Below are 23,697 nucleotides of genomic sequence, written 5' to 3' on the forward strand. Positions count from 1 at the left end.
GTCCAGCCTACGACTCAGAACAGAACCGTGGCGTAGCGGCCGACCTGGTGGAACCCGACGCGCCGGTACGCGGCCAGCGCGGGGCTGTTGAAGGAGTTCACGTAGAGGCTCGCCGTGCGGCCCATCCCGTGCACGAGCCGGTTCACCACCGCCGCCGTGCCCGCCGTGCCGAGGCCCTGTCCGCGCCGGTCGGGGTGCACCCACACACCCTGGATCTGCCCGACGCTGCGGGACAACGCCCCGATTTCGGCCTTGAACACGACTTCGCGCCCCTCGAAGCGGGCGAACGCGCGGCCGCCCGCGATCAGCTCGGCCACGCGGGCGCGGTAGCTGGCACCGCCGTCACCGGCACGCGGGTCGACGCCGACCTCCTCGATGAACATGGAGATCGCGGCGGGCAGGTACCGGTCCAGCTCGTCCGGCCGCACGGGCCGCACGAGCGGGTCCGCGGTGATGGCCGGCGGGCCGTCCATCGCCATCAACGGCTGGTCCGGCCGGATCTCGCGGGCCGGTCCCCACTCGGGGGCCAGCTCGTCCCACAGTGCCAGCACCTGTTCGGCCGGGCCGACGAGCGAGGAGCAGATGCGCTGCCTGCGCAGGGCCCGGTCGGCGAAGGAGCGCATCGCGGAAGCGTTGCCGCGCAAGGGGATCAGGTTCGGACCGGAGAAGCAGAGACCCGGCAGGCGGCTGGAGCGGGTGCCCCGGTAGTCGGCGGCCCACAGCTCGCCGCCGAGCCGCCAGGGGTCCAGACCGGCAACCTCGACCCGGGCGCTGACCATGCAGCTGGCCACCGGATCGGCATCCAGGACGGCACGCACCGCCGGGTAGTCCCGATCACCGAGCAGCCGTGCACCGGCAAGCCGCAACACGTGGTCCAGATTGCCAGATGAACCCCGGTTACGGGAAACCGAGGGCGTGATCAGAACCGCGCCGTGTCGAGGACGACGTCGAAGGGGGCACCGATCGTGATCGGCTCGCCGAACGGGACCCGGTGGAACCGGCTGTAGACGCCCTTGACCGGGTGGCTGAACAGGGAGACCGCCGGGCCGTCTTCGTCGAGCGGGTCGATGAGCAGGTACAGCGGGATCGGGCCGTGGGCGTAGGCCCACTTCTTCTTGGAGCGGTCGTGCCGGGCCGTGCTCCTGGACGTGATCTCGACGGCCAGCAGCACGTGCTCCGCCGGCACCGGGTCCGAGCCGTGCGGGATCGCCTCGCGGGGCGCTACGCAGAAGTCGGGCACGTAGATGCCCCCGATCTGCCTGATGCCCACGCCCTGCGTCTGGAAGATCCCGCACCCTTCCGGCCGCTTGGCGATCAAAGCCTCATGGACCAGGTCGGCGATGAGGTTGTGGGTTCCCCCAGGTGGCGGCGTCATGTGGATCCCCTCGACGGTCAGCTCCGGCCGCCATCCCTCGGGGACCTCCAGCTCCCGCCAGGTGTCCAGCAGGTAGTCCCAGCTCAGCGCGGAATCCACGACTGCGGTGCTCATGACCCACCCCGTTCCTGCGCTCGGCTCCTACCAGGATAGCGGCTCAAGGCGCCGGAAACGCCTCAACGGAACCACGCTAAACCGCCCGCGACCAGGCCCTGGCCGCGGTCCGCCACCCCACTCCGCGTCAGCCGACGCTGACGACCGGCGAGCCCTCGCCCTGCTCCCCCGCCTCCTCGGCGATGCGCATCGCCTCTTCGATCAGGGTCTCGACGATCTGGTGCTCCGGCACGGTCTTGATGACCTCGCCCTTGACGAAGATCTGGCCCTTGCCGTTGCCGCTCGCCACGCCGAGGTCGGCCTCGCGCGCCTCACCGGGACCGTTCACGACGCAGCCCATCACCGCGACCCGCAGCGGCACCTCCATGCCCTCGAGCCCGGCGGTGACCTCCTCGGCCAGCTTGTACACGTCGACCTGGGCACGCCCGCACGACGGGCATGACACGATCTCCAGCTTCCGCGGCCGCAGGTTCAGCGACTGCAGGATCTGCGTGCCGACCTTGACCTCCTCGACCGGCGGCGCCGACAGGGACACGCGGATCGTGTCCCCGATGCCCTGCCGCAGCAGCGCACCGAACGCCACGGCCGACTTGATCGTGCCCTGGAACGCCGGGCCCGCCTCGGTCACGCCGAGGTGCAGCGGGTAGTCGCACTGCTCGGCGAGGATCTCGTACGCCCGCACCATGACCACGGGGTCGTTGTGCTTGACCGAGATCTTGATGTCGTGGAAGTCGTGCTCGGCGAACAGCGAGGCCTCCCACAGCGCCGACTCCGCGAGCGCCTCCGGCGTGGCCTTGCCGTACTTCTTGAGCAGCCGCGGGTCGAGCGAGCCCGCGTTGACCCCGATGCGGATCGGCGTGCCGTGGTCCTTCGCGGCCTGCGCGATCTCCTTGACCTTGTCGTCGAACTTCTTGATGTTGCCCGGGTTGACGCGGACCGCCGCGCACCCGGCCTCGATCGCGGCGAACACGTACTTCGGCTGGAAGTGGATGTCGGCGATCACCGGGATCTGCGACTTCTTCGCGATGGCGGGCAGCGCGGCGGCGTCATCCGCCGACGGGCACGCGACGCGCACGATGTCGCAGCCCGCGGCGGTCAGCTCCGCGATCTGCTGCAGCGTCGCGTTGACGTCCGCCGTCAACGTGGTGGTCATCGACTGGACGGAGATCGGGTAGTCGCTGCCGACCCCGACGGAGCCGACCATCAGCTGCCGGGTGGGCCGGCGCTCGGCGAGAACGGGGGGCGGGAGGGCAGGCATGCCAAGCGCGACGCTCATCGAATCCTCTACGGCTGCGAAGGAATGCGTACGCGACCAGCCTACCTACTGCAGACGGATGGGGTTGACGATGTCAGCCGTCACGGTGAGCAACGTTACCGCTCCGCCGATGAACACCAGGACCATCGTGATCGCGGACAACTTTGTGTAGTCCACCGGGCCTCCGGCGGCCTTCCCTGCCAACTTCCGGACCCAGTCCCTGACCCGTTCGTACCAAGTGACCGCGATGTGTCCACCGTCGAGCGGCAGCAGCGGCAGCAGGTTGAAGACGCCGACGAAGAAGTTCAGGCTCGCCAGCAACAGCAGGAACAACGGCCACAGGCCCTGCTCGACGGCCTCACCACCGATCCGGCTCGCGCCGACGACGCTCACCGGCGTGTTCGGGTCGCGCTCGCCGCCGAAGATCGAGTGCACGACGGCGGGGATCCGCTCGGGGAACTCCAGCAGCCGGCCCCAGGTCTGGACGAACATGTCCGCGGTGAACGAACCGGCACCGGCGAACCCGGTGACCGGGTTGTAGGTGAAGTTGTTGGCGAAGGTCACCCCGAGCGAGCCGACCTTGACGATCTTCTCGGTGCCCTGCGCGTCCTGGACGGGGCGGTCGACCTGCACCACGTCGATCGTCAGCGGGACCGTCCTGCCGTCCCGCTCGACCTCGAACGTCGCGGGCCCGGACAGCTGCTGGATCGCGGCGGTCACGTCGATGTAGGTGGGGGTGCTCTTGCCGTTGACGGCGCGCACCACGTCGCCGGGCAGCAGGCCGCCCTGCTTGGCGGGCGCGGGGTCGCCGGGCTGGCAGTTCGGGTGCGCGAACTCCTCGTCGGTCTGCGCGTTGCGCACGCACTCCGAGACCGTGGAGATCTGCGGTTTCCCGGTCGCGTTCGGCAGGCCCATCGTGACGGCCATCAGGTAGAGCACGACGAACCCGAGGATGAAGTGCGTCACGGAGCCCGCGGCGAGCACCACGGTCCGCTTCCAGGTCTTGAACCGCCACATCGCGCGCGGCGCCTCGTCCGGGGTGACCTCGTCGAGCGCGGTCATGCCCGCGATGTCGCAGAACCCGCCGAGCGGGATCCACTTCAGGCCGTACTCGGTCTCGCCGCGGCGGAACGAGAACACCTTGGGCCCGAACCCGATGAAGTAGCGCCGGACCTTCATCCCGAAGGCCTTCGCGGTGACCATGTGCCCCGCCTCGTGCAGCGCGACCGACACGCAGATGCCCAGCGCGAACAGCACGACTCCGAAAATGTAGGCGAGCACGCCCTACTTCCTCCCGGTCGAGTTCAGCTCGGCGGCGCGCGTGCGCGCCCACCGCTCCGCGGCGAATACGTCCTCCAGGTCGCGCGGTTCCCGGCGCCACTCGTCCGCCTCCCGAACCACCCTCTCCACAGTGTCCACGATGGACGTGAAGCGGGCGTCTTGCGCCAGGAAGGCTTCCACCATGACCTCGTTCGCGGCGTTGAAGACCGCCGGGAGGCAGCCGCCGACGGTGCCGGCGTGCCGCGCCAGCTCGACGGCGGGGAACGCGGTGGTGTCCAGCGGCTCGAAGGTCCAGGCGGTGGCCTCGTCCCAGCGGCAGGCGCGGGCGGCGTCCGCGACGCGGTTCGGCCAGTTCAGCGCCAGTGCGATCGGCAGGCGCATGTCGGGCGGGCTGGCCTGGGCGAGCGTCGAGCCGTCGACGAAGGTGACCATCGAGTGCACGATCGACTGCGGGTGTACGACCACGTCGATCCGGTCGCACGGCACGTCGAACAGCAGGCTCGCCTCGATCAGCTCCAGCCCCTTGTTGACCAGGGTCGCCGAGTTGATGGTGATGAGCCTCCCCATGGACCAGGTGGGGTGGGCCAGCGCGTCGGCGACCGTGACGTCCGCCATCTGCTCGCGCGTGCGGCCGCGGAAGGGGCCACCGGAGGCGGTGAGCACGAGCCGGTCCACCTCCTCGGCCCGGCCGCCACGCAGGGCCTGCGCCATCGCGGAGTGCTCGGAGTCGACGGGGACGAGCTGCCCCGGCTTCGCGGCCTTCAGCACGAGCGGGCCGCCCGCGATGAGCGACTCCTTGTTGGCCAGCGCCAGCGTCGCTCCGGTTTCGAGCGCGCGCAGGGTCGGCGCCAGCCCCTGGGACCCCGGCAGCCCGTTGAGCACGATGTCCACCGGTACGGCGCCGATCAGCTCGACGACGGCGTCGGCGCCCGCGAAGATCCTCGGCAGCTTGAACTCGCCGCGGGAGTAGCCGCGTTTCTGCGCCTCGGCGTACAGCGCGAGCTGCAGGTCCTCGGCGGCGGTGGCCTTGGTGATGGCCACGGCGTCGACCTCGTGGGCGAGCGCCTGCGCCGCGAGCGCCGCCGGGTCGGAGCCGCCCGCGGCGATGCCGGCGACGCGGAAGAGGTCGGGGTTGCGGCCGGTGACGTCGAGGGCCTGGGTGCCGATCGAACCGGTCGAACCGAGCACGAGGACTGAGCGGGTCGTGTTCATCACGCCCATTGTCGCGAACCGCCCGGCGCGCGTCTCGAGCGCATGTGGGATTATCACTGTCGCAGGTGAACGCAGGCGTTGAGGAGTTGATCGTGGCTACCAAGGCGGTCGTCAAGCGGCAGCAGTCCGAGGTCAAGAAGGTGGACCCGCGGGACGAGCCGTCGGCCGAGTGGGGCTGGCACGGCGGCTTCCCCAAGGGCTCGCGCATCGCGGGCTGGCTCAGCGCCGCGATCCTGCTGATCATGATCTACAACAACCACGAGAACAACACGGAGAACGTGTGGCTCGTGGGCATCGCGGCGGGCATCGTCATCGCCCTGCTGATCGACCTGAAGAAGCGCCGTACCGCCTGGCGCCGGTAGGCACGCCGTGCCGGGGCCGGACAAGCCGCCGGAACGGCCTGGCGAGCAGCCGCCGTTCCCCCGCAGGCGCAAGCCCCGAGGGCGCGCCTGACCAGTACCCGCACGAGTCGCCCACGCCCTATCCCGGCGAAGGACCGCGGATCGAGGGGCTGCCGGAGCCGCCGGAGCGCTGAGGGAAGCGCTTCCACGCGAAGTTCCCGTGCCAGGTCGAGCCCCCGGTGCTCCAGTCGACGAGCGCCTCGCCGACCTTGGCCCGGGAAACGGTCAGCGTCTGGAAGTGCTCGCCCGGAGTTCCCGCGCGGTACTCCAGCTGGTAGGTGCCCTCAGGGCGCAGCCACACCTGCATGTACTCGTCGGCCTCACGATCGAGGATCAGGTGGCCGCCCCGTGGCAGCGATTCGAGCACCGCGAGGATGTTGCTCGCCGACGGTCCGCGCACGACCGTTCCCCGTGACGTCCGCAGCACCAGCAACGAAAAGCACCTCCAGCGGGATCAGTCCGCGTTCTTCCAGTACGCGGAGAAAGTGCCCGCCACACCGTAGTGGTCGCCGAGCTCCAGCTGCTTCCAGAAGTCCGGGCGCTCGTCGAGTTTCGGATCCCCACCTGCGAAGGGTTTTTCCTCGCGCTTGCGGCGACTTCGAGCCAACGGGCGAGGTTTTTGTTCTCGCACGAACACCGCGGCGAGCGCGATCGCCTTCGCAAAGGTCATGCTCGCGCCCGAAGCGGTCTTCGGCCCTTCGTGCAAGAGCCAATCCGCCGCTCCACAGATTCGCAAGAAATCGTCATCGGCACATGATGAAGCCCAATCAGCGATGGGCTCCTCCCCGTACTCGACGAGGGAGACGGCAATCAATCGCCTCGTAGTGGACAACACAACCCGCTCCTCGCGATCAGCGAACCCCTCCGGACCGTACCGCCGTGCTGACAGCTGGCACAGTGGCGCCATGAGTTATGACCTCGCGGTCTGGGAGGGCGCGCGCACCGAAAGCGACGTCGAGGCCGACGCCACCTTCCACCTGCTGTACCAGCGGTACGTGGAGAGCAGCGTGGCGAGCCCGGTCTCGGCGGGTATCCGGGAGTTCGTCGCCGCCATGCTGGAACGCTGGCCGGACCTGACCGAGCAGAACGTCGAAACCTGCCCATGGGTGACGAGCTCCTTCGCGGACAACGCGAACGGTCCGTTCTGCTACTTCGGGATCAACTGGACCGTGGCGCCCGAAGTGTCGGCCGAAGCCGCCGAGATCGCCGCGGCGTCCGGCCTGGTGTGCTTCGACCCCCAAACCCGAAGCCTGCGGTGATGAGTTCGTCAGCTCTGGGCGAACCAGTCGCCGATCCACTTCCACTCGAACCTGTCCCGCCAGGACCAGTCGCCTTTGCTCCAGCCGAAGAGCGCGTCCACGACATCGGCGGGCGCGGCCAGGTGGGTCTGGTAGTGCTCCTGCGGGCTGCCCGCCCGGTACTCCAGCTGGTAGTCGTCCTCCGCCTGGCGCATGACCTGGATGTAGTGCACGTTCGGGCCGGTGTCCCCATCCGCAGGTTCGACGATCAGGTGCTTCCCCACCTCGAGGCGATCAACCAGCATCTCGACGATCAGACGGCCCGGATCGCTGATCGTGAGCCCACGAGCAGTGCGGAGCACGACCTCGACACCATCCACCAACCCTCCAACGGGCACGATACTGAAGTCGAAGAGACCGTATCACGGCGTGATCCTCACCTCTTCGACATCAATTATCTGAAATCCCGAAGCCTGACCGAAGCCTTCGGCAACATTTCTGCCCTGCGTTCATCGAACGTAGATTCGAACCCGCATATCCCGACCGCGGACGTAAATCGGCTTTCGGACGACCGTGAACCCATCAGCGGCCAGCTTGTCCCAGGCAGCAATTTCCGCGTCGGCCCCGACGCGCGCACCGGTTGTTCCCGCCCACCTGCTATCGGAGGGGGATACCGGAAACACAGCGGTGCGCCGGGACACGTTCCAAACCCACCGCTGTTGTGTCTCAAGCCCTCTTCGCCGATCGGAACGTTGACAGGCCCCGCTCCGGTCAGCCCTCCGCGGCGAGCTGCCCGCAGGCGGCCGCGATCTCCTGGCCTCGCGTGTCCCGCACCGTGCACGCCACTCCCCCGGCGTTGACGCGCCGCACGAACTCGCGTTCCACCGGCTTCGGCGACGCGTCCCACTTCGATCCCGGCGTGGGGTTCAGCGGGATGACGTTGACGTGCACCAGCTGCCCGAGGTGCTTGCGCAGCCGCTTCGCCAGCAGGTCCGCGCGCCACGGCTGGTCATTGATGTCCCGGATCAGCGCGTACTCGATCGACACGCGCCGCCCCGAGGTGTCGGCGTAGTACCGCGCCGCCTCCAGCACCTCGTCCACCGACCAGCGGTTGTTGACCGGCACCAGCGTGTCGCGCAGCTCGTCGTCCGGCGTGTGCAGCGACACCGCCAGCCTGACCTGCATCTTCTCGTCCGCGAGCTTGCGGATCGCCGGCGCGAGCCCGACCGTCGAGACCGTCACCGACCGCTGCGAAATCCCCAGCCCCGAGGGCGCGGGCTCGGTGATCCGGCGGACCGCCGCGACCACGCGCTTGTAGTTCGCCAGCGGCTCGCCCATGCCCATGAACACGATGTTCGACAGCCGCCCCGGACCGCCGGGCATCAGCCCGTCCCGCATCACGGCGGCCGCCGACCGCACCTGGTCGACGATCTCCGCGGTCGACAGGTTGCGGTCGAGCCCACCCTGCCCGGTCGCGCAGAACGGGCACGCCATCCCGCACCCCGCCTGGCTGGAGATGCACAGCGTGGCGCGGTCGGGGTAGCGCATGAGCACGCTCTCCAGCAGGGTGCCGTCGTGCGCGCGCCACAGCGTCTTGCGGGTCGCGCCGCCGTCGGCCTCCAGCGCCCTGACCTCGGTGAGCAACGGCGGCATCAGCTCGGTGACCAGGCGCTCGCGCGAGGCGGCCGGGATGTCGGTCATCGCCTCGGGGTCCACGGTCAGCCGCGAGAAGTAGTGGTTCGACAGCTGCTTGGCGCGGAACGGCTTCTCACCGAGCTCCGCGACGGCTTCGGCGCGCTCGGCCACGGAGAGGTCGGCGAGGTGGCGCGGCGGCAGGCCGCGCTTGGGCGCTTCGAAGACCAGGGGAAGGGCAGTCATAACCGTTCCAGTGTGCCACGACCAGGGCGGTTGCGTTCCGACTGTTTCCGATATATCGTGAGCATGTCGGAACACAACGAAAGGAGGCCGACATGAGAAACCGTCCACCCTTCCCCCCTGGTCGAGAAGCACGAGGCGCGTTCGGGCCCTGGTCCCGCGGCGGCTTCGGCGAGTTCCCCCCTGGCTGGGGCCCCGGCGGCCCGCACCGTGGACGCGGACGCGGTCACGGTGGTCCGCACCAGCGCGGCGGTCGTCGCGGCCGGCGTGGTGACGTCCGCGCGGCGATCCTGGCCCTGCTCGCGGAGCAGCCGCGGCACGGTTACGAGATCATCAGCGAGATCGGCGAACGCAGTGGCGGCTTCTGGCGCCCGAGCCCCGGCTCGGTGTACCCGACGCTGCAGCTGCTGGCCGACGAAGGCCTGGTGGTCAGCCGTGACGAAGGCGGCAAGAAGTTGTTCGAGCTGACCGACGAGGGCCGCGCCGCCGCCGAGCGGCTCGACAGCAGCCCGCCGTGGGAGCAGATCGCGCACGACGTCGACCCGGTCGAGATCGACCTGCGCAAGGCCGGCGCGACGCTGGCCGCGGCGGCGATCCAGGTGTCACAGGCCGGCACGCCGGAGCAGAAGAAGCGCGCTGTGACCGTCCTCAACGAGGCGCGGCGTGCGCTCTACGGCATCCTCGGCGAGATCGACGAGGAAGACGCCGAGTGACCAGGCAGCACGAGGCCGGTGGGCTTTTCGCGGACATGCACGCGATAGCCCACCGGCACCGTGTACCCGTCGTCGTTCCCGTTGTGGCGTAACACATCCCCGATCGCGCGCTGGGCGACCGCGGGGCTGAACTCGATCTTGAGCACCGCTTCCAGCTCCGCGCGGCTTTCGAAGCGCCACCGCGTCGCCACGCGGTGACACCGGAAACCGTTGCGCTCGAAGAAATCCTCCACGGCCCGCGGGTCGTAGTGCGGCAGGTCCTCCCGCATCCAGCGCCCGTAAGGTTCGGCCGCCGCGTCCAGGTCCACGATCGCCAGCACCCCGCCCGGCCGCAGAACCCGGTCGGTTTCCCGCAAACCGGGCTCGCAGCCGGGCCCGAAGAAGTACGCCGTCCGCGCGTGCACGACGTCGACGCTCGCGTCCGGCAACGGAACGCGTTGCGCGGAACCGGTCAGGACGCGGACGTTGCCGGATCCGGAAACTCTCCGTCGCGCCTTGTGCACCAACGGTTCATGCGGCTCGACGCCGATCACCGATCGTGCCGTCCCGGCGAACTTCGGCAGGTGAAAACCGTCCCCACACCCGAGATCGAGGACATCCCTGCCCGCCCAAGGGGATTCGCGGTCGAGGACACGCCAGATCTCGCCGTCGACGTCCTGCGCGCGGTTCTCCAGCTCGTACGTGTCGGGGTAGTACCAGATGTTCGGGCTGGGCACGACACCGCCGTCGCGGGAGAGCGCTTTCAGCCCGCGCCGGGCGGCTTGCCACATAATCGCAGGATACGGGATCGAACGACGAAAAATTCTTGCGACAGCCGTAGACTCGAAGCCTCCCCGGGACAGGAGGCACCCCATGGCACTCGGCCCGCTGCCCACCCAGGCGATACTCCCCTCGGGTATCCCCTGCTGGGTGGAACTGGCGACCCTGGACGAGGGCATCGCGCAGCAGTTCTACAACGGACTCTTCGGCTGGACCTTCCACCTCAGCCGCGACCCCGCCGCTCCCAGCGGCCGCTACCTCATCGCCGCGCTCGGCAACCGCGACGTGGCGGGCATCTACCTCGGCGGCGCCAGGCAACCGAGCCTGTGGACCATCAACATCTCCGTGCAGAGCACCGCGAACGCGGCGGAATGGACGCAGCACCTCGGCGGCACGGTCACCCTCGGGCCGGTCGCGATCCCGGGCCGGGGCAGCATCGTGCACGTGGTGGACCCGTCCGGCGCGCCGACGGTGTTCTGGCAGCCGTCGGCGGCGTGGGACTTCCTGACCGGAGTGCCGAACACCTTCGTCAGCGCCGACCTGAACACGCACAACGGCGAAGCCGCGGACGGGTTCTTCTGCCGCTTGTTCAACTACAACGCCCGCCAGATCGGCGACGACCGCGGGATCGACTACTCGGAATGGCTGATCGACCAGCAGCCCGTGCTCTACCGGTACGTCATGGGGCCCGAGTACCCCCCGGAGACGCTGCCGCACTGGATGGTGTACTTCGAGGTCGATCCCGCTCGCGGCACGGACGCCACGGCGGGGCACGCGATCATGCTGGGCGGGCGCGTGGTCGTCGAACCGTACGACACGCCGTGGGGCCGGATCGCCGTGCTCGCCGACCCGTGCGGCGCGGTGTTCTCGGTGATCGACCGCAGCCTGGTCCTGGTCGACGAATCAGGCCGCGCCGAGGTGGACGACCCGTACGACGATTAGCCCACAAAGGCCGTCAACAGCACCCACGAAACCACGGCCGACGGGAGCAGCGAGTCGAGCCGGTCCATCAGCCCGCCGTGCCCCGGCAGCATCGTGCCCATGTCCTTGATCCCCAGGTCGCGCTTGATGAGCGACTCGACGAGGTCCCCGAGCGTCGCGGTGAGCACGATCGCGGCGCCGAACAGCACGCCCTGCCACACGTGCCCGTCCAGCAGGAAGTGCACCGACAGCGCACCGCCGACGATGCCCGCGACGAGTGAGCCGGTGAAGCCCTCCCACGTCTTCTTCGGGCTGATCGTCGGCGCCATCGGGTGCTTGCCCTTCAACACCCCGGCCGCGTAACCACCGGTGTCGGAGGCGACCACGCCGATCATGAACGTCAGCACGCGGCCCACCCCGTCCGCGGGCGGCACGAGCATCGCCGCGAACGACGCGAACATCGGCAGGTAGGCCGCCGCGAACACCGAGGTCGCGATGTCGCGCAGGTAGCCGTCCGCGCCGCCGGGCAACCGCCACAGCAGGCAGGCGAGCACGGTGAGCGCGAACGCGATCACCGCACCCTTCAGCCCGAACGGCCAGGTCAGCCACACCATCGCCTGGCCGCCGACCAGCAGCGGGACCAGCGCGAGCCGGATACCGGCCGCCCGGCGCACGGCCTGGGCGAACTCGATCGTGCCGACCGCGACGGCGACCGCGATGATCCCGATGAACAGGTACCGCACGGTGAGCAGCGAGACGAGGATCGCCGCCCCCAGCACCAGCCCGACCGCGATCGCCGCGGGCAGGTTGCGCCCCGCCCGCGACGCCTTCTTGGCCGGCGGGGCGGGTTCCCCCGGCTCGGGAGAAGGTGTCGGCACCTTCTCCTGTTCTTCGCTCACCTGGGCCATCAGACCTCGAGTAGCTCGGCTTCCTTGTGTTTGACGAGTTCGTCGATCTGCGAGACGTAGCTGTCCGTGAGGTTCTGCAGCTCCTTCTCCGCACGGGCGACGTCGTCCTCGCCGGCTTCGCCGTCCTTGGCGATGCGGTCGAGCTCCTCCTTGGCCTTGCGGCGCACGCCGCGGATGTGGACCTTGGCGTCCTCACCCTTGGACTTGGCCATCTTCACCATCTCGCGGCGACGCTCCTCGGTCAGCTGCGGGATGACGATCCGGATGATCTGGCCGTCGTTGCTCGGGTTCACCCCGAGGTCGGACTCCCGGATGGCCTTCTCGATCGCGTTGAGCTGGCTCTGGTCGTAGGGCTTCACGATCGCCATCCGCGCCTCGGGGATGTTCACGCTCGCCACCTGGTTCAGCGGCATCGTGGAACCGTAGGCCTCGACCACCACGCGGGAGAACATCGACGGGTTGGCCCGGCCGGTGCGCACCGACGACAGATCCTCCTTCGCGAAGGACACCGCTTTTTCCATCTTCTCCTCGGCATCGAGGAGGGTCTCGTCGATCACGGCTACTCCCGTTGTCTTCTCTGTTGTCTCCGCCAGGTCCCAGCAGTACTGGTCGGTCAGCCCGCGGCGGGGGTGCTGACCAGTGTCCCGATCCTCTCACCACGCACCGCGCGCGCGATGTTCCCCTCCGTGAGGAGGTTGAACACGATGATCGGCATGTTGTTGTCCATGCAGAGGCTGAACGCGGTCGCGTCGGCGACCTTCAGCCCGCGCTCCAGCACCTCGCGGTGCGTGATCTCCTCGAACATCTTCGCGCCCGGGTCGGTCTTCGGGTCCGCGGTGAACACGCCGTCGACCGCCTTGGCCATCAGCACCGCCTCGCACCCGATCTCGAGCGCACGCTGGGCCGCGGCCGTGTCGGTGGAGAAGTACGGCATGCCGACACCGGCGGCGAAGATGACCACACGGCCCTTCTCCAGGTGCCGCTCCGCGCGCCGGGGGATGTAGGGCTCGGCCACCTGGCCCATCGTGATGGCGCTCTGCACGCGCGTCGGCACGCCTTCCTTCTCCAGGAAGTCCTGCAGCGCGAGGCAGTTCATCACGGTGCCGAGCATGGCCATGTAGTCGGCGCGGTCGCGGTCCATGCCGCGCTGCGACAGTTCCGCGCCGCGGAAGTAGTTGCCACCGCCGATGACGACGGCCATCTGCACCCCGGTGCGCACGACGGCGGCGATCTGCACGGCCACCGAGTGCACCACGTCCGGGTCGACGCCCAGCGATCCGCCGCCAAGCATCTCACCACCGAGTTTCAGCAGTACCCGCCGATAGCCCTGATCGGCTCGTTGCTCCGTCATGCCCGCCCTCACCTCCGTGGGTACCGCTCTGCCTTCAGTGCTCGTTCGGCATCGTGCCCCGTCCCCGAGATCACCGGGAGACGGGGCACGATACGCGTCAGCCTGCAGGCCCTTACTGCTGGCCCACCTCGAACCGGGCGAACCGGGTGACCGTCACGCCGGCGGCGTCGAGCAGCTGCTTCACGGTCTTCTTGTTGTCGGTCACCGACGGCTGCTCCAGCAGCACGGTGTCCTTGTAGAAGGCGTTGACCTTGCCCTCGATGATCTTCGGCAGCGCCTGCTCCGGCTTGCCCTCGGCCCGCGCGGTCTCCTCGGCGATGCGGCGCTCGTTCTCGACGATCTCGGCGGGCACCTCCTCGCGGGTCAGGTACTTCGGCTTGAGCGCGGCGATCTGCAGCGCCGCACCGCGGGCCGCCTCGGCGCTGTCACCGGTGTACTCGACCAGCACGCCGACGGCGGGCGGGAGGCCCGCGCCACGGCGGTGCAGGTAGGTCTCGACGGTGCCGTCGAACGCGACGACCCGGCGCAGGACGAGCTTCTCGCCGATCTTGGCGGCCAGCTCCTGCACGGCGTCGTTGACGGTCTTGCCGCCCTCGATCTCCGCCGCGGCCAGCTTCTCGACGTCGTCGGTGCGCACGGTCTTCGCCGTCGCCACGATCTTCTCGGCCAGCTGCTGGAACTGCTCGTTCTTCGCGACGAAGTCCGTCTCGGAGTTGAGCTCGATCAGCACGCCGCCGTCACCGGCGACCAGGCCCTCGGCGGTCGCGCGCTCGGCGCGCTTGCCGACGTCCTTGGCACCCTTGATGCGGAGGTACTCGACGGCCTTGTCGAAGTCGCCGCCGCTCTCCTCGAGGGCCTTCTTGCAGTCCATCATGCCGGAGCCGGTGAGCTCGCGGAGACGCTTCACGTCCGCCGCGGTGTAGTTCGCCATCGTGTTTCCTTCGGAGGTTCTCGGTCCCGTCCGGCCGCCGGCGAGCGGCCGGACGGGGAAGCGTGGGTCAGGAAGAGGTGGTCTGCTCGGCGGGCTGCTGCTGCTCGCCGCCCTCGTTACCGGCCAGCAGCTCCTTCTCCCACTCGGCCAGCGGCTCGTCGGAGGCCACACCGGGCTCCGGCTTGTCCTGGCCCTCCGGCGCCGAGCCGTTGCGGCCCGAGCGGGCCAGCAGACCGGCGGCGGCCGCCTCGGCCACGACCTTGGTCAGCAGCGCGGCCGACCGGATCGCGTCGTCGTTGCCCGGGATCGGGTAGTCCACCTCGTCGGGGTCGCAGTTGGTGTCGAGCACCGCGACCACGGGGATGTTGAGCTTGCGCGCCTCGCCGACGGCGATGTGCTCCTTCTTGGTGTCCACGATCCACACGGCGGAGGGAACCTTCGCCATGTCGCGGATACCGCCGAGGGTCTTCTCCAGCTTGTCCTTCTCGCGGGTCAGCGTCAGGATCTCGCGCTTGGTCAGGCCCTGGAAGCCGCCGGTCTGCTCCTGCGCCTCGAGCTCCTTGAGGCGCTGCAGCCGCTTGTGCACGGTCTGGAAGTTGGTGAGCATGCCGCCGAGCCAGCGCTGGTTCACGTAGGGCATGCCCACGCGCTGCGCCTCGCTGGCGATCGCTTCCTGCGCCTGCTTCTTCGTGCCGACGAACATGATGGTGCCGCCGTGCGCGACGGTTTCCTTGATGAACTCGAAGGCACGGTCGATGTAGGTCAGCGTCTGCTGCAGGTCGATGATGTAGATGCCGTTGCGCTCGGTGAGGATGTAGCGCTTCATCTTCGGGTTCCAGCGCCGCGTCTGGTGCCCGAAGTGCACACCGGAGTCGAGCAGCTGCTTCATGGTGACGACGGCCATGGCCGGATTCGCACCTCTTCTTGTCCTGGCGGGCCGCTTTCCGGCGGGCCCGCGTTCGGTTGTCGCCACCGGCCGGGTGGCCGGGAGCCCTGGTGCCGTGCCGGTGCCCGGACCCCGTGTTCCCACGGGGACCGCCCGGGCGCCACGCGCCCCGCCTGCTCATCGAAAGAAGTCGGGACATGCACGTGCACGCGAAGTCGGCCCATCGCAGGACAGGCCGCGCAAACAGTGTACGCCCAGGCGGACGCGGGGCCACCGCGGGCAAGGCGAAGGCGGCAACCTGTCCACATCACCCTCGGTTATCCACAGAATCACATTCTGTTCCCCATTTCCCCGCCGCCCCGGCCACCCTGGACCCATGCCCGCCATATCGCCCGTGACACCGCTGCTCCTGCTCCTGGCAGGGCTGCTGGTGGTGCCTGCCGCGTGGGCAGCGGCGGGTGATCAGCCGGGGGCTCGGCAGGCGGCGGTCGCGGATCAGCAGGTCCCGAACGACGTTCCCCGCATGCGGGAGGTCGGCCAAGAGCCGAGGTTCTCGTGGCCCCTCTCGCCGACACCGGAGGTGACCAGACCGTTCCAGCAACCGCAGACGGAGTACGGCCCAGGCCACCGAGGCGTCGACCTCGCGGCGACGCCAGGCCAGCCGGTGCTCGCGGCCGGTCCAGGCGTCGTGGTCTTCGCGGGCCAGGTCGCAGCCCAAGGCGTGGTCTCCATCGACCACGACGGCGGCCTCCGCACGACGTACGAACCCGTGGTGCCGACCGTGCCCGCCGGTACTCAGGTCCACACAGGGCAGGAGATCGGCGTGGTGGTGCCCGGTCACCCCGGGTGCCCGGTCGCCGCGTGCCTGCACTGGGGCGTCCGGCGCGGTGAGGAGTACCTGAACCCGCTGGCCCTCATCCAGACCAAGTCCGCCATCCGCCTGAAGCCCTGGGAACCGCCTTAGCGCGATTCCGGCTGGCGTCCAGGTTTTGCGCGCCTGCGCGCCGCAGGAGCAGCGATCCCTGCGGCACCTGCGACTGAGGTCACCCGGCTGCGATCACCCAGGCTGCAGCCACTGGAGTCCGCGGTCACTTGAGGGCCGCAGGCATTCGGGGTCGCAAGCACCTCCGGACCACAGGCACTGGAACCCGCAGGCAGCCAGACCAGAGGCACCCTCGAGCTGCGGCACTCCGCGCTGCAGGCCCCTCCGAGCTGCAGGCACTCCAGACCGCAGGCTCTCGGGGGCTGAGACCAGCCACGCCTCCAGTCACCCAGGCCGCAGTCATCCCGGTCCGCAGACGACCGAGTTCGCCAACACGGAGTGCTGAAGTCACCGGGACTGCGATCACCGAAACTGCGGTCACCGGGGCCGCGCCAACCCGCCCGCAGCCCACGGCAGGAGCCCCACGCGGTCAACGGCCACCAGCTCCGTTCCCGCTGGCGGCGAGCTGGGCTCGAGTGCGGGGAGGGCTCGTCAGACGCCGGCTTGCTCGGTCAGGCGGGCACGCAACCGGAGGACCGCGCGGGTGTGCAGCTGGCTGACCCGCGATTCGGTCACGCCGAGGACCTTGCCGATCTCGGCCAGGGTCAGGCTCTCGAAGTAGTAGAGGCTGACCACGATCCGGTCGCGTTCGGTGAGTTGGGCGATGGCTTCCGCGAGCTGGCGTCGGTTGTCGCGGTCGACCAGGACCGCGACGGGGTCGACGGCGTCCTCGTCCTGCAGGGTGTCGACGAGGGAGCCGCTGTCCTTGCCCGCGGCGATGAGGTCCTCGAGCGCGACGACGCTCGTCAGCCGCAGCTGTCCGTACAGGTCGCGCAGCTCGTCGAGTCCGATGCCGAGTTCCTCGGCCAGCTCGGTGTCGGTCGGCGTGCGGTGCAGGCGCGCGCCGAGGCGTTCGAGGGCGCGCTCGGCCTCCCGGAGCCGACTGCGCACGACACGGGGTACCCAATCCTGAGAACGGAGGTCGTCGAGGATCGCACCACGGATCCGCTGCATCGCGTAGGTCTCGAACCGCCAGCCGCGGTCGGGATCGAACTTCTCGATCGCGTCGATCAGCCCGAAGATCCCTGACTGCACGAGGTCACCGACGTCGACGTGTGTGGGCAGCCCGGTACCCACTCGCCCGGCGACGTACTTGACCAGCGGGGCGTAATGCAGCACGAGCCGCTCACGCAGCCGCTGGTTCGGCCGCTCCCGGAACTCGCGCCACAGGGCGTTGATAGCGGCGTCGACCTCGTTCGGCGCGTCACCGTTGGTGCCCCCGCCACGGGAAGCGGGCTGCTGTCCGCTTGCGCCGTTGCCGGTGTGGGCATGGCCTTCACCGTTGACGCGAGCCTCGCCGGAACCATTGACAAAAGCCTCGCCGGAACGATCGGCGACTGTGGAGGATCCGTGCCCTGCGACGGGATTCGCGTCAGGTTGCCCGACGGTCTCGGGCGCCGTCGGGGCAGTGGCAGGCGGGTCCGCGCGAGGAGTTGCAAGCTCCGCCGACTTCGCCGAGGCATCACTGGCGGCCTTCGCCAGGGCATCAGCGGCGCCTTCCGAGGCACCACAGGCAACCTCCGCTGAGGCATCGCCGGCGCCTTCCGAGGCAACATCGGCGGCGTGCGCCGGGGCACGATCGGCAGCCTTCGCCGAGGCGCCACCGGCGCCTGTCGAGGCATCATCGGCGGCGTTCGTCGAGGTACCACCGGCGCCTTCCGAGGCAACATCAGCGGCGTGCGCCGAGGCGTCGCCGCCGCCTTTCGAGGCGCCACCGGCCGCGTTCGCCGAATCGTCACCCGCTGCCTTCGCCGGGGCCTTGCCGATGGCTTTTGCCGGGGTGTCACCGGTGGCTGGAGTCAGCTGCTCGCGCTCCTTGGCGGCGTCGGCCGACCGAGTTGCAGGGGCTGCCGCCGCGGGTACGCCGAGGTCGCCGTTCGGGTGGGTGTCCGAACGGTCTGCGTCGGTGAGTCGCAGGTCGGCGGTCATGTGGCGGCCGCCCTCGGCAACGGGCTCAGTTCGGTCTCCGGGCTCAGGTCTGGTCGGGGTTGGTGAAGACTCCCCCGCCGCCCCGTCCTCAGCGCGTTCCGGGGTCATCGCGCGCGAGGGTGGGCACGGTCGTGGATCGCCTTCAGCCGCTCGACTGTCACGTGAGTGTAGAGCTGCGTCGTGGCAAGCGTAGCGTGACCGAGCAGTTCCTGAACGCTGCGGAGATCGGCGCCACCTTCCAGCAAGTGCGTCGCCGCGGTGTGCCGCAGCCCGTGCGGCCCCATATCCGCAGCACCAGGCACAGATCCGACCGCATCGTGCACTACCCGCCGCACAGCCCGCGGGTCCAGCCGACCCCCTCGAACACCCAGGAACAACGCGGCAGGATCGGCCTTCGACGCGGCCGCGGCCATCGCCGGGCGCCCGGTCTCCAACCAGGACCGCAAGGCACGCTCCGCCGGCACCCCGAACGGCACCACGCGTTCCTTGCTCCCCTTGCCCAGGACCCGCACGACGCGACCGCCGAAGTCCACGTCGTCGACGTCGAGTCCACAAAGCTCCGAAACCCGAACGCCCGTCGCGTAAAGGAGTTCGAGGACGGCGCGGTCACGCAAGCCCTGCGGATCCAGTTCCGCCGCGCCGGACTCGGCGCTTTGCAGCACCTCGCCGGCCTCGTCTGGGCGCAGTACCGCGGGCAAAGTCCGATGCGTTCGCGGTGATACCAGGCGAGCACCCGGGTCCCCCTCGATCGCTCCCTGCCGACGCGCCCAGGCCGTGAATGTGCGCGCCGCCGCCGAGCGTCGAGCCAATGTCGTACGGCTCGCACCGTCACCGCGCTGATGAGCCAGCCACGCCCGGAGCACTGCCACGTCGAGTCCGTCCAACGCGCGCCGTTCGTCGTCGGCGCCGTGGTCCCGGTGCAGAAACCCGAGCAGGGACACCACATCACCCACGTACGCCCGCACCGTGTGCTCCGAGAGCCCGCGTTCCAGGCTCAGGTGCCGCTCGTACTCGGTGATCAGCTCCCGTGCTGCCGACGGCAACGCCGCACGGATCGCGTGCAGGTCGACGCGTGCCGCTTCCCTGTCCTTGGCGGTCACGACAGCCCACATCCGTCCGGCCGCTCGAGCCGCTCTGCCGGTCGCAGTTCACCGAGAGCGGGCGTGCGCATGGCGTACACGCGTTCGTCCCTTGTCCACTCCGGAAAAGACGGCGACATAGGTACTCACGCTCGGTGAAATCACCGCTCTGGTCAAGCATCGCCACACCGCGTTACCGGTCTATCGCGTCACCTCCTTCCTTCGACTCGGAACACCTGTTCCATTCACGCACCCTCGCTGATCTCCCGCGGCCGGCGGTGCTGCCGCCACCCGCTCTCGTGGCGCTCGGCGAGGCCTTCCATCTCCAGGGCCGGCAGCATGGCGCGAACTCGTTGCAGCGGAACCCCGGACTCGGCCGCGATCTCGTCGGCGGACTTCCCCTCCCGCCGTTCAAGGGCGTCGTGCACGCGGAGGGCTTCTTTGCCCAGCCCGTCGGTCGGACGTCTGGGCCTGAGGCGTTCCGGGATGTGGGTGCCGAGCCTGCCCACGATCTCGATCACGTCCTCGACGGAGCCGACCAGCGTGGCGTCGGAATTGCGGATGAGGTCGTGGCATCCCATGGATGTGGCCGAACCGATCGGGCCCGGTACCGCCATCACGATCTTGCCTAGAATCCCCGCGGTGTTCGCCGTGTTGCGCGCCCCGCTGCGCCGGCCTGCTTCGACCACCACGGTGCCCTCACTCAGCGCCGCGATGAGCCGGTTGCGAACGAGGAAACGGTGCCGCGCCGGCGGGGTGCCCGGCGGGTACTCGCTGACCACGAGACCGCCGCGTTCGGCGATCATGTTCAGCAAGGTCACATGCCCGGCCGGGTAGCCGGCGTCAAGCGCGCAGCCCAGCAGCGCGACTGTCGTTCCTCTCGCGGCGAGGGCACCGCGATGTGCGGCGCCGTCGATGCCGAGCGCCGCGCCTGAGAAGATCGCGATGTCTCGCTGGACCAGGCCGTAGGCGAACTCTCCCGCGACGCTCTCGCCGTAGCCGCTCGACGCACGAGCGCCCACGATCGCCACCGCTCCCTCAGTGGCATCACCCAGGTGCGCTTCGCCGCGCGCCCACAGGGCGAGCGGTGGGACCGCGCTCGGGATGCCCCGCTGGCCGGCGATGTCGAGGCACAGGAGGGACCAGGCAGGCCACTCGTCGTCCTCCGGGATGATCAGGCGCGCCCCGGTTTTGCCTGCGGCTTCCAGGTCGGCCTCGGCTCGGTCCCGGTCACGGCGTGCGATGGTCTCGTCGATCACGTCCTGGGGGCAGTCCCCTTTGCGCACCGCTTCGGCCGCATCGACCGGCCCTACCCTGGCCACGAAGGCGGCCAGAGCCTTGGCGGGAGGCTCGGCGACTCGCGCCAAGTAGGCCCGGGCGAGACGCACGTCATCCAGCGACATGCCGGGACCTGCCCTTCGTGTCGCTCGTGGCCGTTTCGGTCTTCATGCCGCACCCCGGTCTCGGAACTCGAGGGCGGCGGCAACGTGGTCCGCGGTGGGTTGCTCGTCCTTGGCCAAGTCGGCGAGAGTCCACGAGAGCCGGAGGCAACGATCGGCACCCCGCGCGGTGAGGAAGCCTCTGTCGAGCGCACGGTCGAGCAGCGCGGTGGTCTCGCTCGGTAAGGCGAACTCCCGGCGCAGCACCGAACCAGGCACCTCCGCATTGGTGCGCCAGCCGTGCGACGACCAGCGTTTCGCGGCGCGTGCACGGGCCGACAGGACGCGTTCGCGGACCACGGCTGTGGGCTCGGGCTCGTCGGAGTGCGTGTTCATCGCGGTGATGGGCCGCATCCGCACATGCAGGTCGACGCGGTCGAGCAGCGGCCCCGAGAGCCGGTTGAGGTAGCGGCGCCGCGCTGCCGGAGTGCAGGTGCAGTCCGTCTCGCGGGGCGGAGCGCACGGACACGGGTTGGTGGCGAGGACGAGCTGGAACCGGGCGGGGTAGCGGACGGAACCCTTCGAGCGGGAGATCCGCACCTCTCCGTCTTCCAGCGCGGTGCGCAGGGATTCCAGCGCCGGTGCCGCGAATTCGCAAGCTTCGTCGAGCAGGAGCACTCCGCGGTGGGCCTGGCTGATCAACCCGGGCGCGGCGAGCCCGCTGCCCCCTCCCACCAAGGCCGCGACGGACACGCTGTGGTGTGGCGCGACGAACGGTGGCGTCTTGACCAGGGGCGAGGTGCGCGACAGGGAACCGTGCACGGAGTGCACTGCCGTCACTTCGAGCGCCTCGTCCACGGACAGGGGCGGCAACAGGCCCGGCAATCGCTTCGCGAGCATCGTCTTGCCGATCCCCGGCGGGCCCTTGAAGAGGAGGTGGTGACCACCCGCCGCGGCGACCTCCAACGCCCAGCGGCCTTCCGGCTGCCCCAGGACGTCCGCCAGGTCGAGCACCGGCTGGGTTTCCGTCTCGACGGGTGCCTCCGGCTCGACCAGCGTGCCCTCGCCCTGGAGCCAGGCGATCACGTCGGCGAGACGGACGGCACCCAGGACCTCCACACCCTCGACGAGCGCCGCCTCGAACAGTGAGTGCGCCGGAACCACAGCCCGTTTCACCCCTGCCCGCCGGGCGGCGAGCAGCCCTGGCAGGACGCCCCGGACTTCGCGCACCCGCCCGTCGAGGGAGAGCTCGCCGAGCAGGACTGTGCCGGGAAGGCGGGTGGCGGGCACCTTGCCGGACGCGGCGAGAACGGCGACGGCGATCGCGAGGTCGTAGCCGGAGCCGAGTTTGGGCAGGTTGGCCGGGGACAGGCCGAGGGTGAGCTTCTCCCCGGGCCACTGCTGGCCGGAGTTGCGGACGGCGGAGCGCACCCTGTCCTTCGCCTCGCGGAGCCCCGCGTCCGGCAGGCCGACGAGCTTGGTCATGGGCAGGCCGCCGCCGAGATCGGCCTCGACCTCGATGACCCGGCCGTCGATACCGAGCACGGCGACCGACCAGGAGTGTCCGATGGGCATCAGAACGCTCCGGGGAAGTGTTCGAGCCGCAGCTCACCGCCGGGCGACACGAGCACGCCGATCACGTCGAACCGGATCGGGCACCAGCCCACGCTGACCGTGCGGAGCCACTGGCCGGTGATGCGCCGGATGCGGGCGATCTTGTCGTCGGTCACCGCCTCGGCCGGGTCACCGAAGTTCTGCCCCGCCCTCGTCTTCACCTCGCACACGACGAGGATCCGGCCATTGGTGGCCACGATGTCCAGCTCGCCTTCGCGGCAACGCCAATTCCTCGACAGCACCACGAAACCGAGTTTCTGCAGGTGCTGCGCGGCCAGGTCCTCCCCCTTGCGGCCGAGGTCGAGATGGGGCGCGGTTCCTTGCCCTGCCACAGCGCTCATCAGTACTTCCCCCAGAGATCGTTCTTCGCGTTGCCGAAAACGCTGCCAGGTTCGGCAAGCGGGCACCAGAACGAATCGGGGTACCTGTGGATAACCCACCCCTTGTGGATAACTCGGGGCGGGCGGCGGGGCGGGGAGCGGGTGGGTGGGGCGGCGGTGGGTGGTGGATTGGAGGGGCGCAGGGCGGGGAGAGGCAGGGCCGGGAGGAGGTGGGTTATTGGGCAGGAGGCGTTGGATTACTCGCCGGGAGGCGGTGGGCTAGGGGGTGCGGGCCGGAGGCAGTGGGCCAGGGGGCGCAGGCCGGAGGCGGGTGGGGGCGCGGCGTAGCGAGTGTTGGAGGGCGGGCGGCGGCGCTGCGGCGCCCGGTCGGGCGGGGGCGCCGGTGGAGCGGGAAGGGGCAGGGCAGGACGGCGGGCAGGGACACCGGGGCGGGAACGGGACGGGACCGAGCACAGCCGCAGCAGGCGAGCGGGCCGCCACAGGGGCGCTGAGCGAGGGCTGAAGCTGCGCCGGTGGAGCGAGAAGGGCGGATTGAGGACCGAATTGGCGGCGGTAGGGCGGGAAGAGGCCGAGCAGCGGCAGGGCGGGAAGGGATTGACCGCGGCGGTAGAGCCAAGAGGGCGGGAGCATGGACGCAGGCGGGAGGGGTAGAGCAAGAGGGCAGCGTCAGGGGCTGTCGGGGCAGCGCTCCCCAGAGCCGAGCCGGGACGGGAGGCTGGAGCCAGGACGCAGCGGCTCGGGCGGAAATCAGCCCGAGAACGGGCCGTCTTCGGGGAGGCGTAGGTCTGGCTTCTCCAGCTCCTCCACGTTGACGTCCTTGAAGGTGATCACGCGGACGTTCTTCACGAACCTGGCCGGCCGGTACATGTCCCACACCCAGGCGTCGGACATGCGCACCTCGAAGTAGACCTCACCCCCACCGTCGCGGACCTGGACGTCCACGGCGTTCGCCAGGTAGAACCGCCGCTCGGTCTCCACCACGTACGAGAACTGGCTGACGATGTCGCGGTACTCCCGGTACAGCGACAACTCCATCTCGGTCTCGTACTTCTCGAGATCCTCTGCGCTCATGGAATCCGCGCCCCTCCTCGCG

Annotated in this window: 26 protein-coding genes; 5 read left to right on the top strand and 21 right to left on the bottom strand. The window is 69.7% G+C overall.

The window, feature by feature from the left end; translation table 11 throughout:
• Positions 1 to 14: 14 nt before the first annotated feature.
• The 5 genes from ABFX51_RS31515 to dxr form a co-directional block, all read right to left on the bottom strand.
• On the bottom strand, positions 15 to 869 hold the full coding sequence (locus ABFX51_RS31515; protein WP_346055883.1) for a GNAT family N-acetyltransferase: 855 nt from the start codon (positions 867 to 869) through the stop codon (positions 15 to 17).
• Positions 870 to 919: 50 nt separating this feature from the next.
• Complete coding sequence (locus ABFX51_RS31520) at positions 920 to 1,489, bottom strand: Uma2 family endonuclease (RefSeq protein ID WP_346055884.1); 570 nt, start codon at positions 1,487 to 1,489, stop codon at positions 920 to 922.
• A gap of 127 nt (positions 1,490 to 1,616) precedes the next feature.
• The gene (gene ispG / locus ABFX51_RS31525; RefSeq protein WP_091513405.1) at positions 1,617 to 2,765 is read right to left on the bottom strand and encodes a flavodoxin-dependent (E)-4-hydroxy-3-methylbut-2-enyl-diphosphate synthase; all 1,149 of its coding nucleotides are present in this window, start codon (positions 2,763 to 2,765) and stop codon (positions 1,617 to 1,619) included.
• Positions 2,766 to 2,810: 45 nt separating this feature from the next.
• Positions 2,811 to 4,025: a M50 family metallopeptidase gene (locus ABFX51_RS31530; RefSeq protein ID WP_346055885.1), complete on the bottom strand. Its 1,215-nt coding sequence runs from the start codon at positions 4,023 to 4,025 to the stop codon at positions 2,811 to 2,813.
• A 3-nt stretch (positions 4,026 to 4,028) separates the two neighbouring features.
• Positions 4,029 to 5,237, bottom strand: a complete 1,209-nt coding sequence (gene dxr, locus ABFX51_RS31535) for a 1-deoxy-D-xylulose-5-phosphate reductoisomerase (protein WP_346055886.1) — start codon at positions 5,235 to 5,237, stop codon at positions 4,029 to 4,031.
• 92 nt (positions 5,238 to 5,329) lie between these two features.
• Between dxr and ABFX51_RS31540 the strand changes: the two genes are divergently transcribed.
• On the top strand, positions 5,330 to 5,599 hold the full coding sequence (locus ABFX51_RS31540) for a DUF2631 domain-containing protein (protein WP_177228891.1): 270 nt from the start codon (positions 5,330 to 5,332) through the stop codon (positions 5,597 to 5,599).
• A gap of 118 nt (positions 5,600 to 5,717) precedes the next feature.
• Here ABFX51_RS31540 and ABFX51_RS31545 read toward each other — a convergent pair whose 3' ends face one another.
• Together ABFX51_RS31545 and ABFX51_RS31550 are read right to left on the bottom strand one after the other, a co-directional pair.
• Positions 5,718 to 6,071, bottom strand: a complete 354-nt coding sequence (locus tag ABFX51_RS31545; RefSeq protein ID WP_346055888.1) for a hypothetical protein — start codon at positions 6,069 to 6,071, stop codon at positions 5,718 to 5,720.
• Between the two features lie 21 nt (positions 6,072 to 6,092).
• Complete coding sequence (locus tag ABFX51_RS31550) at positions 6,093 to 6,473, bottom strand: hypothetical protein (RefSeq protein ID WP_346055889.1); 381 nt, start codon at positions 6,471 to 6,473, stop codon at positions 6,093 to 6,095.
• A 70-nt stretch (positions 6,474 to 6,543) separates the two neighbouring features.
• Between ABFX51_RS31550 and ABFX51_RS31555 the strand changes: the two genes are divergently transcribed.
• Entirely contained in the window at positions 6,544 to 6,897 is a 354-nt protein-coding gene (locus ABFX51_RS31555; protein WP_346055890.1) for a hypothetical protein, read from the top strand.
• Between the two features lie 8 nt (positions 6,898 to 6,905).
• Here ABFX51_RS31555 and ABFX51_RS31560 read toward each other — a convergent pair whose 3' ends face one another.
• Both ABFX51_RS31560 and rlmN read right to left on the bottom strand, forming a co-directional pair.
• Entirely contained in the window at positions 6,906 to 7,256 is a 351-nt protein-coding gene (locus tag ABFX51_RS31560; protein ID WP_346055891.1) for a hypothetical protein, read from the bottom strand.
• A gap of 391 nt (positions 7,257 to 7,647) precedes the next feature.
• Positions 7,648 to 8,754, bottom strand: a complete 1,107-nt coding sequence (rlmN, locus tag ABFX51_RS31565; RefSeq protein ID WP_091513422.1) for a dual-specificity RNA methyltransferase RlmN — start codon at positions 8,752 to 8,754, stop codon at positions 7,648 to 7,650.
• Between the two features lie 92 nt (positions 8,755 to 8,846).
• Between rlmN and ABFX51_RS31570 the strand changes: the two genes are divergently transcribed.
• A complete protein-coding gene (locus tag ABFX51_RS31570; RefSeq protein WP_091513424.1) occupies positions 8,847 to 9,464 on the top strand; it encodes a PadR family transcriptional regulator in 618 nt (205 codons plus the stop codon).
• Here the strand turns inward: ABFX51_RS31570 and ABFX51_RS31575 are convergent.
• Positions 9,422 to 10,234, bottom strand: a complete 813-nt coding sequence (locus tag ABFX51_RS31575; protein ID WP_346055892.1) for a class I SAM-dependent methyltransferase — start codon at positions 10,232 to 10,234, stop codon at positions 9,422 to 9,424. The genes ABFX51_RS31570 and ABFX51_RS31575 overlap by 43 nt on opposite strands.
• A gap of 82 nt (positions 10,235 to 10,316) precedes the next feature.
• Between ABFX51_RS31575 and ABFX51_RS31580 the strand changes: the two genes are divergently transcribed.
• A complete protein-coding gene (locus tag ABFX51_RS31580; RefSeq protein ID WP_091513433.1) occupies positions 10,317 to 11,165 on the top strand; it encodes a VOC family protein in 849 nt (282 codons plus the stop codon).
• Here ABFX51_RS31580 and ABFX51_RS31585 read toward each other — a convergent pair.
• From ABFX51_RS31585 to rpsB, 5 genes are all read right to left on the bottom strand, one after another.
• Entirely contained in the window at positions 11,162 to 12,052 is an 891-nt protein-coding gene (locus ABFX51_RS31585; RefSeq protein WP_091513436.1) for a phosphatidate cytidylyltransferase, read from the bottom strand. The genes ABFX51_RS31580 and ABFX51_RS31585 overlap by 4 nt on opposite strands.
• Complete coding sequence (gene frr, locus ABFX51_RS31590) at positions 12,052 to 12,609, bottom strand: ribosome recycling factor (RefSeq protein WP_091513440.1); 558 nt, start codon at positions 12,607 to 12,609, stop codon at positions 12,052 to 12,054. The genes ABFX51_RS31585 and frr overlap by 1 nt, the downstream gene beginning before the upstream one ends.
• A gap of 56 nt (positions 12,610 to 12,665) precedes the next feature.
• Positions 12,666 to 13,403, bottom strand: a complete 738-nt coding sequence (gene pyrH / locus ABFX51_RS31595; protein WP_091513442.1) for a UMP kinase — start codon at positions 13,401 to 13,403, stop codon at positions 12,666 to 12,668.
• 112 nt (positions 13,404 to 13,515) lie between these two features.
• Positions 13,516 to 14,334, bottom strand: a complete 819-nt coding sequence (gene tsf, locus ABFX51_RS31600) for a translation elongation factor Ts (protein WP_091513446.1) — start codon at positions 14,332 to 14,334, stop codon at positions 13,516 to 13,518.
• 67 nt (positions 14,335 to 14,401) lie between these two features.
• Positions 14,402 to 15,238, bottom strand: a complete 837-nt coding sequence (gene rpsB / locus ABFX51_RS31605) for a 30S ribosomal protein S2 (protein WP_145937515.1) — start codon at positions 15,236 to 15,238, stop codon at positions 14,402 to 14,404.
• A 358-nt stretch (positions 15,239 to 15,596) separates the two neighbouring features.
• Between rpsB and ABFX51_RS31610 the strand changes: the two genes are divergently transcribed.
• Positions 15,597 to 16,184, top strand: coding sequence for a M23 family metallopeptidase (locus tag ABFX51_RS31610; RefSeq protein ID WP_428832520.1), 588 nt, complete (start codon positions 15,597 to 15,599; stop codon positions 16,182 to 16,184).
• 510 nt (positions 16,185 to 16,694) lie between these two features.
• Here the strand turns inward: ABFX51_RS31610 and ABFX51_RS31615 are convergent.
• The 6 genes from ABFX51_RS31615 to ABFX51_RS31640 all read right to left on the bottom strand — a co-directional run bounded on the left by ABFX51_RS31615 (position 16,695) and on the right by ABFX51_RS31640 (position 23,675).
• Positions 16,695 to 17,744 carry a FliA/WhiG family RNA polymerase sigma factor gene (locus ABFX51_RS31615; protein WP_346055918.1) on the bottom strand — a complete coding sequence of 350 codons (1,050 nt, stop codon included), beginning with the start codon at positions 17,742 to 17,744 and terminating at the stop codon, positions 16,695 to 16,697.
• Positions 17,745 to 18,295: 551 nt separating this feature from the next.
• Positions 18,296 to 19,303, bottom strand: a complete 1,008-nt coding sequence (locus ABFX51_RS31620; protein WP_428832521.1) for a tyrosine recombinase XerC — start codon at positions 19,301 to 19,303, stop codon at positions 18,296 to 18,298.
• Between the two features lie 212 nt (positions 19,304 to 19,515).
• Positions 19,516 to 20,673 (bottom strand): DNA-processing protein DprA, encoded by a 1,158-nt coding sequence (dprA, locus tag ABFX51_RS31625; RefSeq protein WP_346055893.1) that lies wholly within the window; start codon positions 20,671 to 20,673, stop codon positions 19,516 to 19,518.
• Positions 20,674 to 20,715: 42 nt separating this feature from the next.
• Entirely contained in the window at positions 20,716 to 22,224 is a 1,509-nt protein-coding gene (locus ABFX51_RS31630) for a YifB family Mg chelatase-like AAA ATPase (RefSeq protein ID WP_346055894.1), read from the bottom strand.
• Complete coding sequence (locus ABFX51_RS31635) at positions 22,224 to 22,604, bottom strand: YraN family protein (RefSeq protein ID WP_091513460.1); 381 nt, start codon at positions 22,602 to 22,604, stop codon at positions 22,224 to 22,226. Before ABFX51_RS31635 ends, ABFX51_RS31630 begins: the two co-directional genes overlap by 1 nt.
• 747 nt (positions 22,605 to 23,351) lie before the next feature.
• Positions 23,352 to 23,675, bottom strand: coding sequence for a DUF2469 domain-containing protein (locus ABFX51_RS31640; RefSeq protein ID WP_027946358.1), 324 nt, complete (start codon positions 23,673 to 23,675; stop codon positions 23,352 to 23,354).
• Positions 23,676 to 23,697 lie beyond the last annotated feature (22 nt).

The organism is Amycolatopsis dongchuanensis, from assembly GCF_039542405.1.
GTDB classification, from domain to species: Bacteria; Actinomycetota; Actinomycetes; order Mycobacteriales; family Pseudonocardiaceae; genus Amycolatopsis_E; species Amycolatopsis_E sacchari.

Bases quoted from the DNA above. Each gene is read 5' to 3' on its own strand.
- ABFX51_RS31570 (WP_091513424.1), top strand. From the start codon at position 8,847: ATGAGAAACCGTCCACCCTTCCCCCCTGGTCGAGAAGCACGAGGCGCG.
- ABFX51_RS31610 (WP_428832520.1), top strand. From the start codon at position 15,597: ATGCCCGCCATATCGCCCGTGACACCGCTGCTCCTGCTCCTGGCAGGG.
- ABFX51_RS31585 (WP_091513436.1), bottom strand. From the start codon at position 12,052: ATGGCCCAGGTGAGCGAAGAACAGGAGAAGGTGCCGACACCTTCTCCC.
- ABFX51_RS31520 (WP_346055884.1), bottom strand. From the start codon at position 1,489: ATGAGCACCGCAGTCGTGGATTCCGCGCTGAGCTGGGACTACCTGCTG.
- ispG (WP_091513405.1), bottom strand. From the start codon at position 2,765: ATGAGCGTCGCGCTTGGCATGCCTGCCCTCCCGCCCCCCGTTCTCGCC.
- rpsB (WP_145937515.1), bottom strand. From the start codon at position 15,238: ATGGCCGTCGTCACCATGAAGCAGCTGCTCGACTCCGGTGTGCACTTC.
- pyrH (WP_091513442.1), bottom strand. From the start codon at position 13,403: ATGACGGAGCAACGAGCCGATCAGGGCTATCGGCGGGTACTGCTGAAA.
- ABFX51_RS31640 (WP_027946358.1), bottom strand. From the start codon at position 23,675: ATGAGCGCAGAGGATCTCGAGAAGTACGAGACCGAGATGGAGTTGTCG.
- tsf (WP_091513446.1), bottom strand. From the start codon at position 14,334: ATGGCGAACTACACCGCGGCGGACGTGAAGCGTCTCCGCGAGCTCACC.
- ABFX51_RS31635 (WP_091513460.1), bottom strand. From the start codon at position 22,604: ATGAGCGCTGTGGCAGGGCAAGGAACCGCGCCCCATCTCGACCTCGGC.
- ABFX51_RS31555 (WP_346055890.1), top strand. From the start codon at position 6,544: ATGAGTTATGACCTCGCGGTCTGGGAGGGCGCGCGCACCGAAAGCGAC.
- rlmN (WP_091513422.1), bottom strand. From the start codon at position 8,754: ATGACTGCCCTTCCCCTGGTCTTCGAAGCGCCCAAGCGCGGCCTGCCG.
- ABFX51_RS31620 (WP_428832521.1), bottom strand. From the start codon at position 19,303: ATGTGGGCTGTCGTGACCGCCAAGGACAGGGAAGCGGCACGCGTCGAC.
- dprA (WP_346055893.1), bottom strand. From the start codon at position 20,673: ATGTCGCTGGATGACGTGCGTCTCGCCCGGGCCTACTTGGCGCGAGTC.
- ABFX51_RS31575 (WP_346055892.1), bottom strand. From the start codon at position 10,234: ATGTGGCAAGCCGCCCGGCGCGGGCTGAAAGCGCTCTCCCGCGACGGC.
- ABFX51_RS31580 (WP_091513433.1), top strand. From the start codon at position 10,317: ATGGCACTCGGCCCGCTGCCCACCCAGGCGATACTCCCCTCGGGTATC.
- dxr (WP_346055886.1), bottom strand. From the start codon at position 5,237: ATGAACACGACCCGCTCAGTCCTCGTGCTCGGTTCGACCGGTTCGATC.
- ABFX51_RS31630 (WP_346055894.1), bottom strand. From the start codon at position 22,224: ATGCCCATCGGACACTCCTGGTCGGTCGCCGTGCTCGGTATCGACGGC.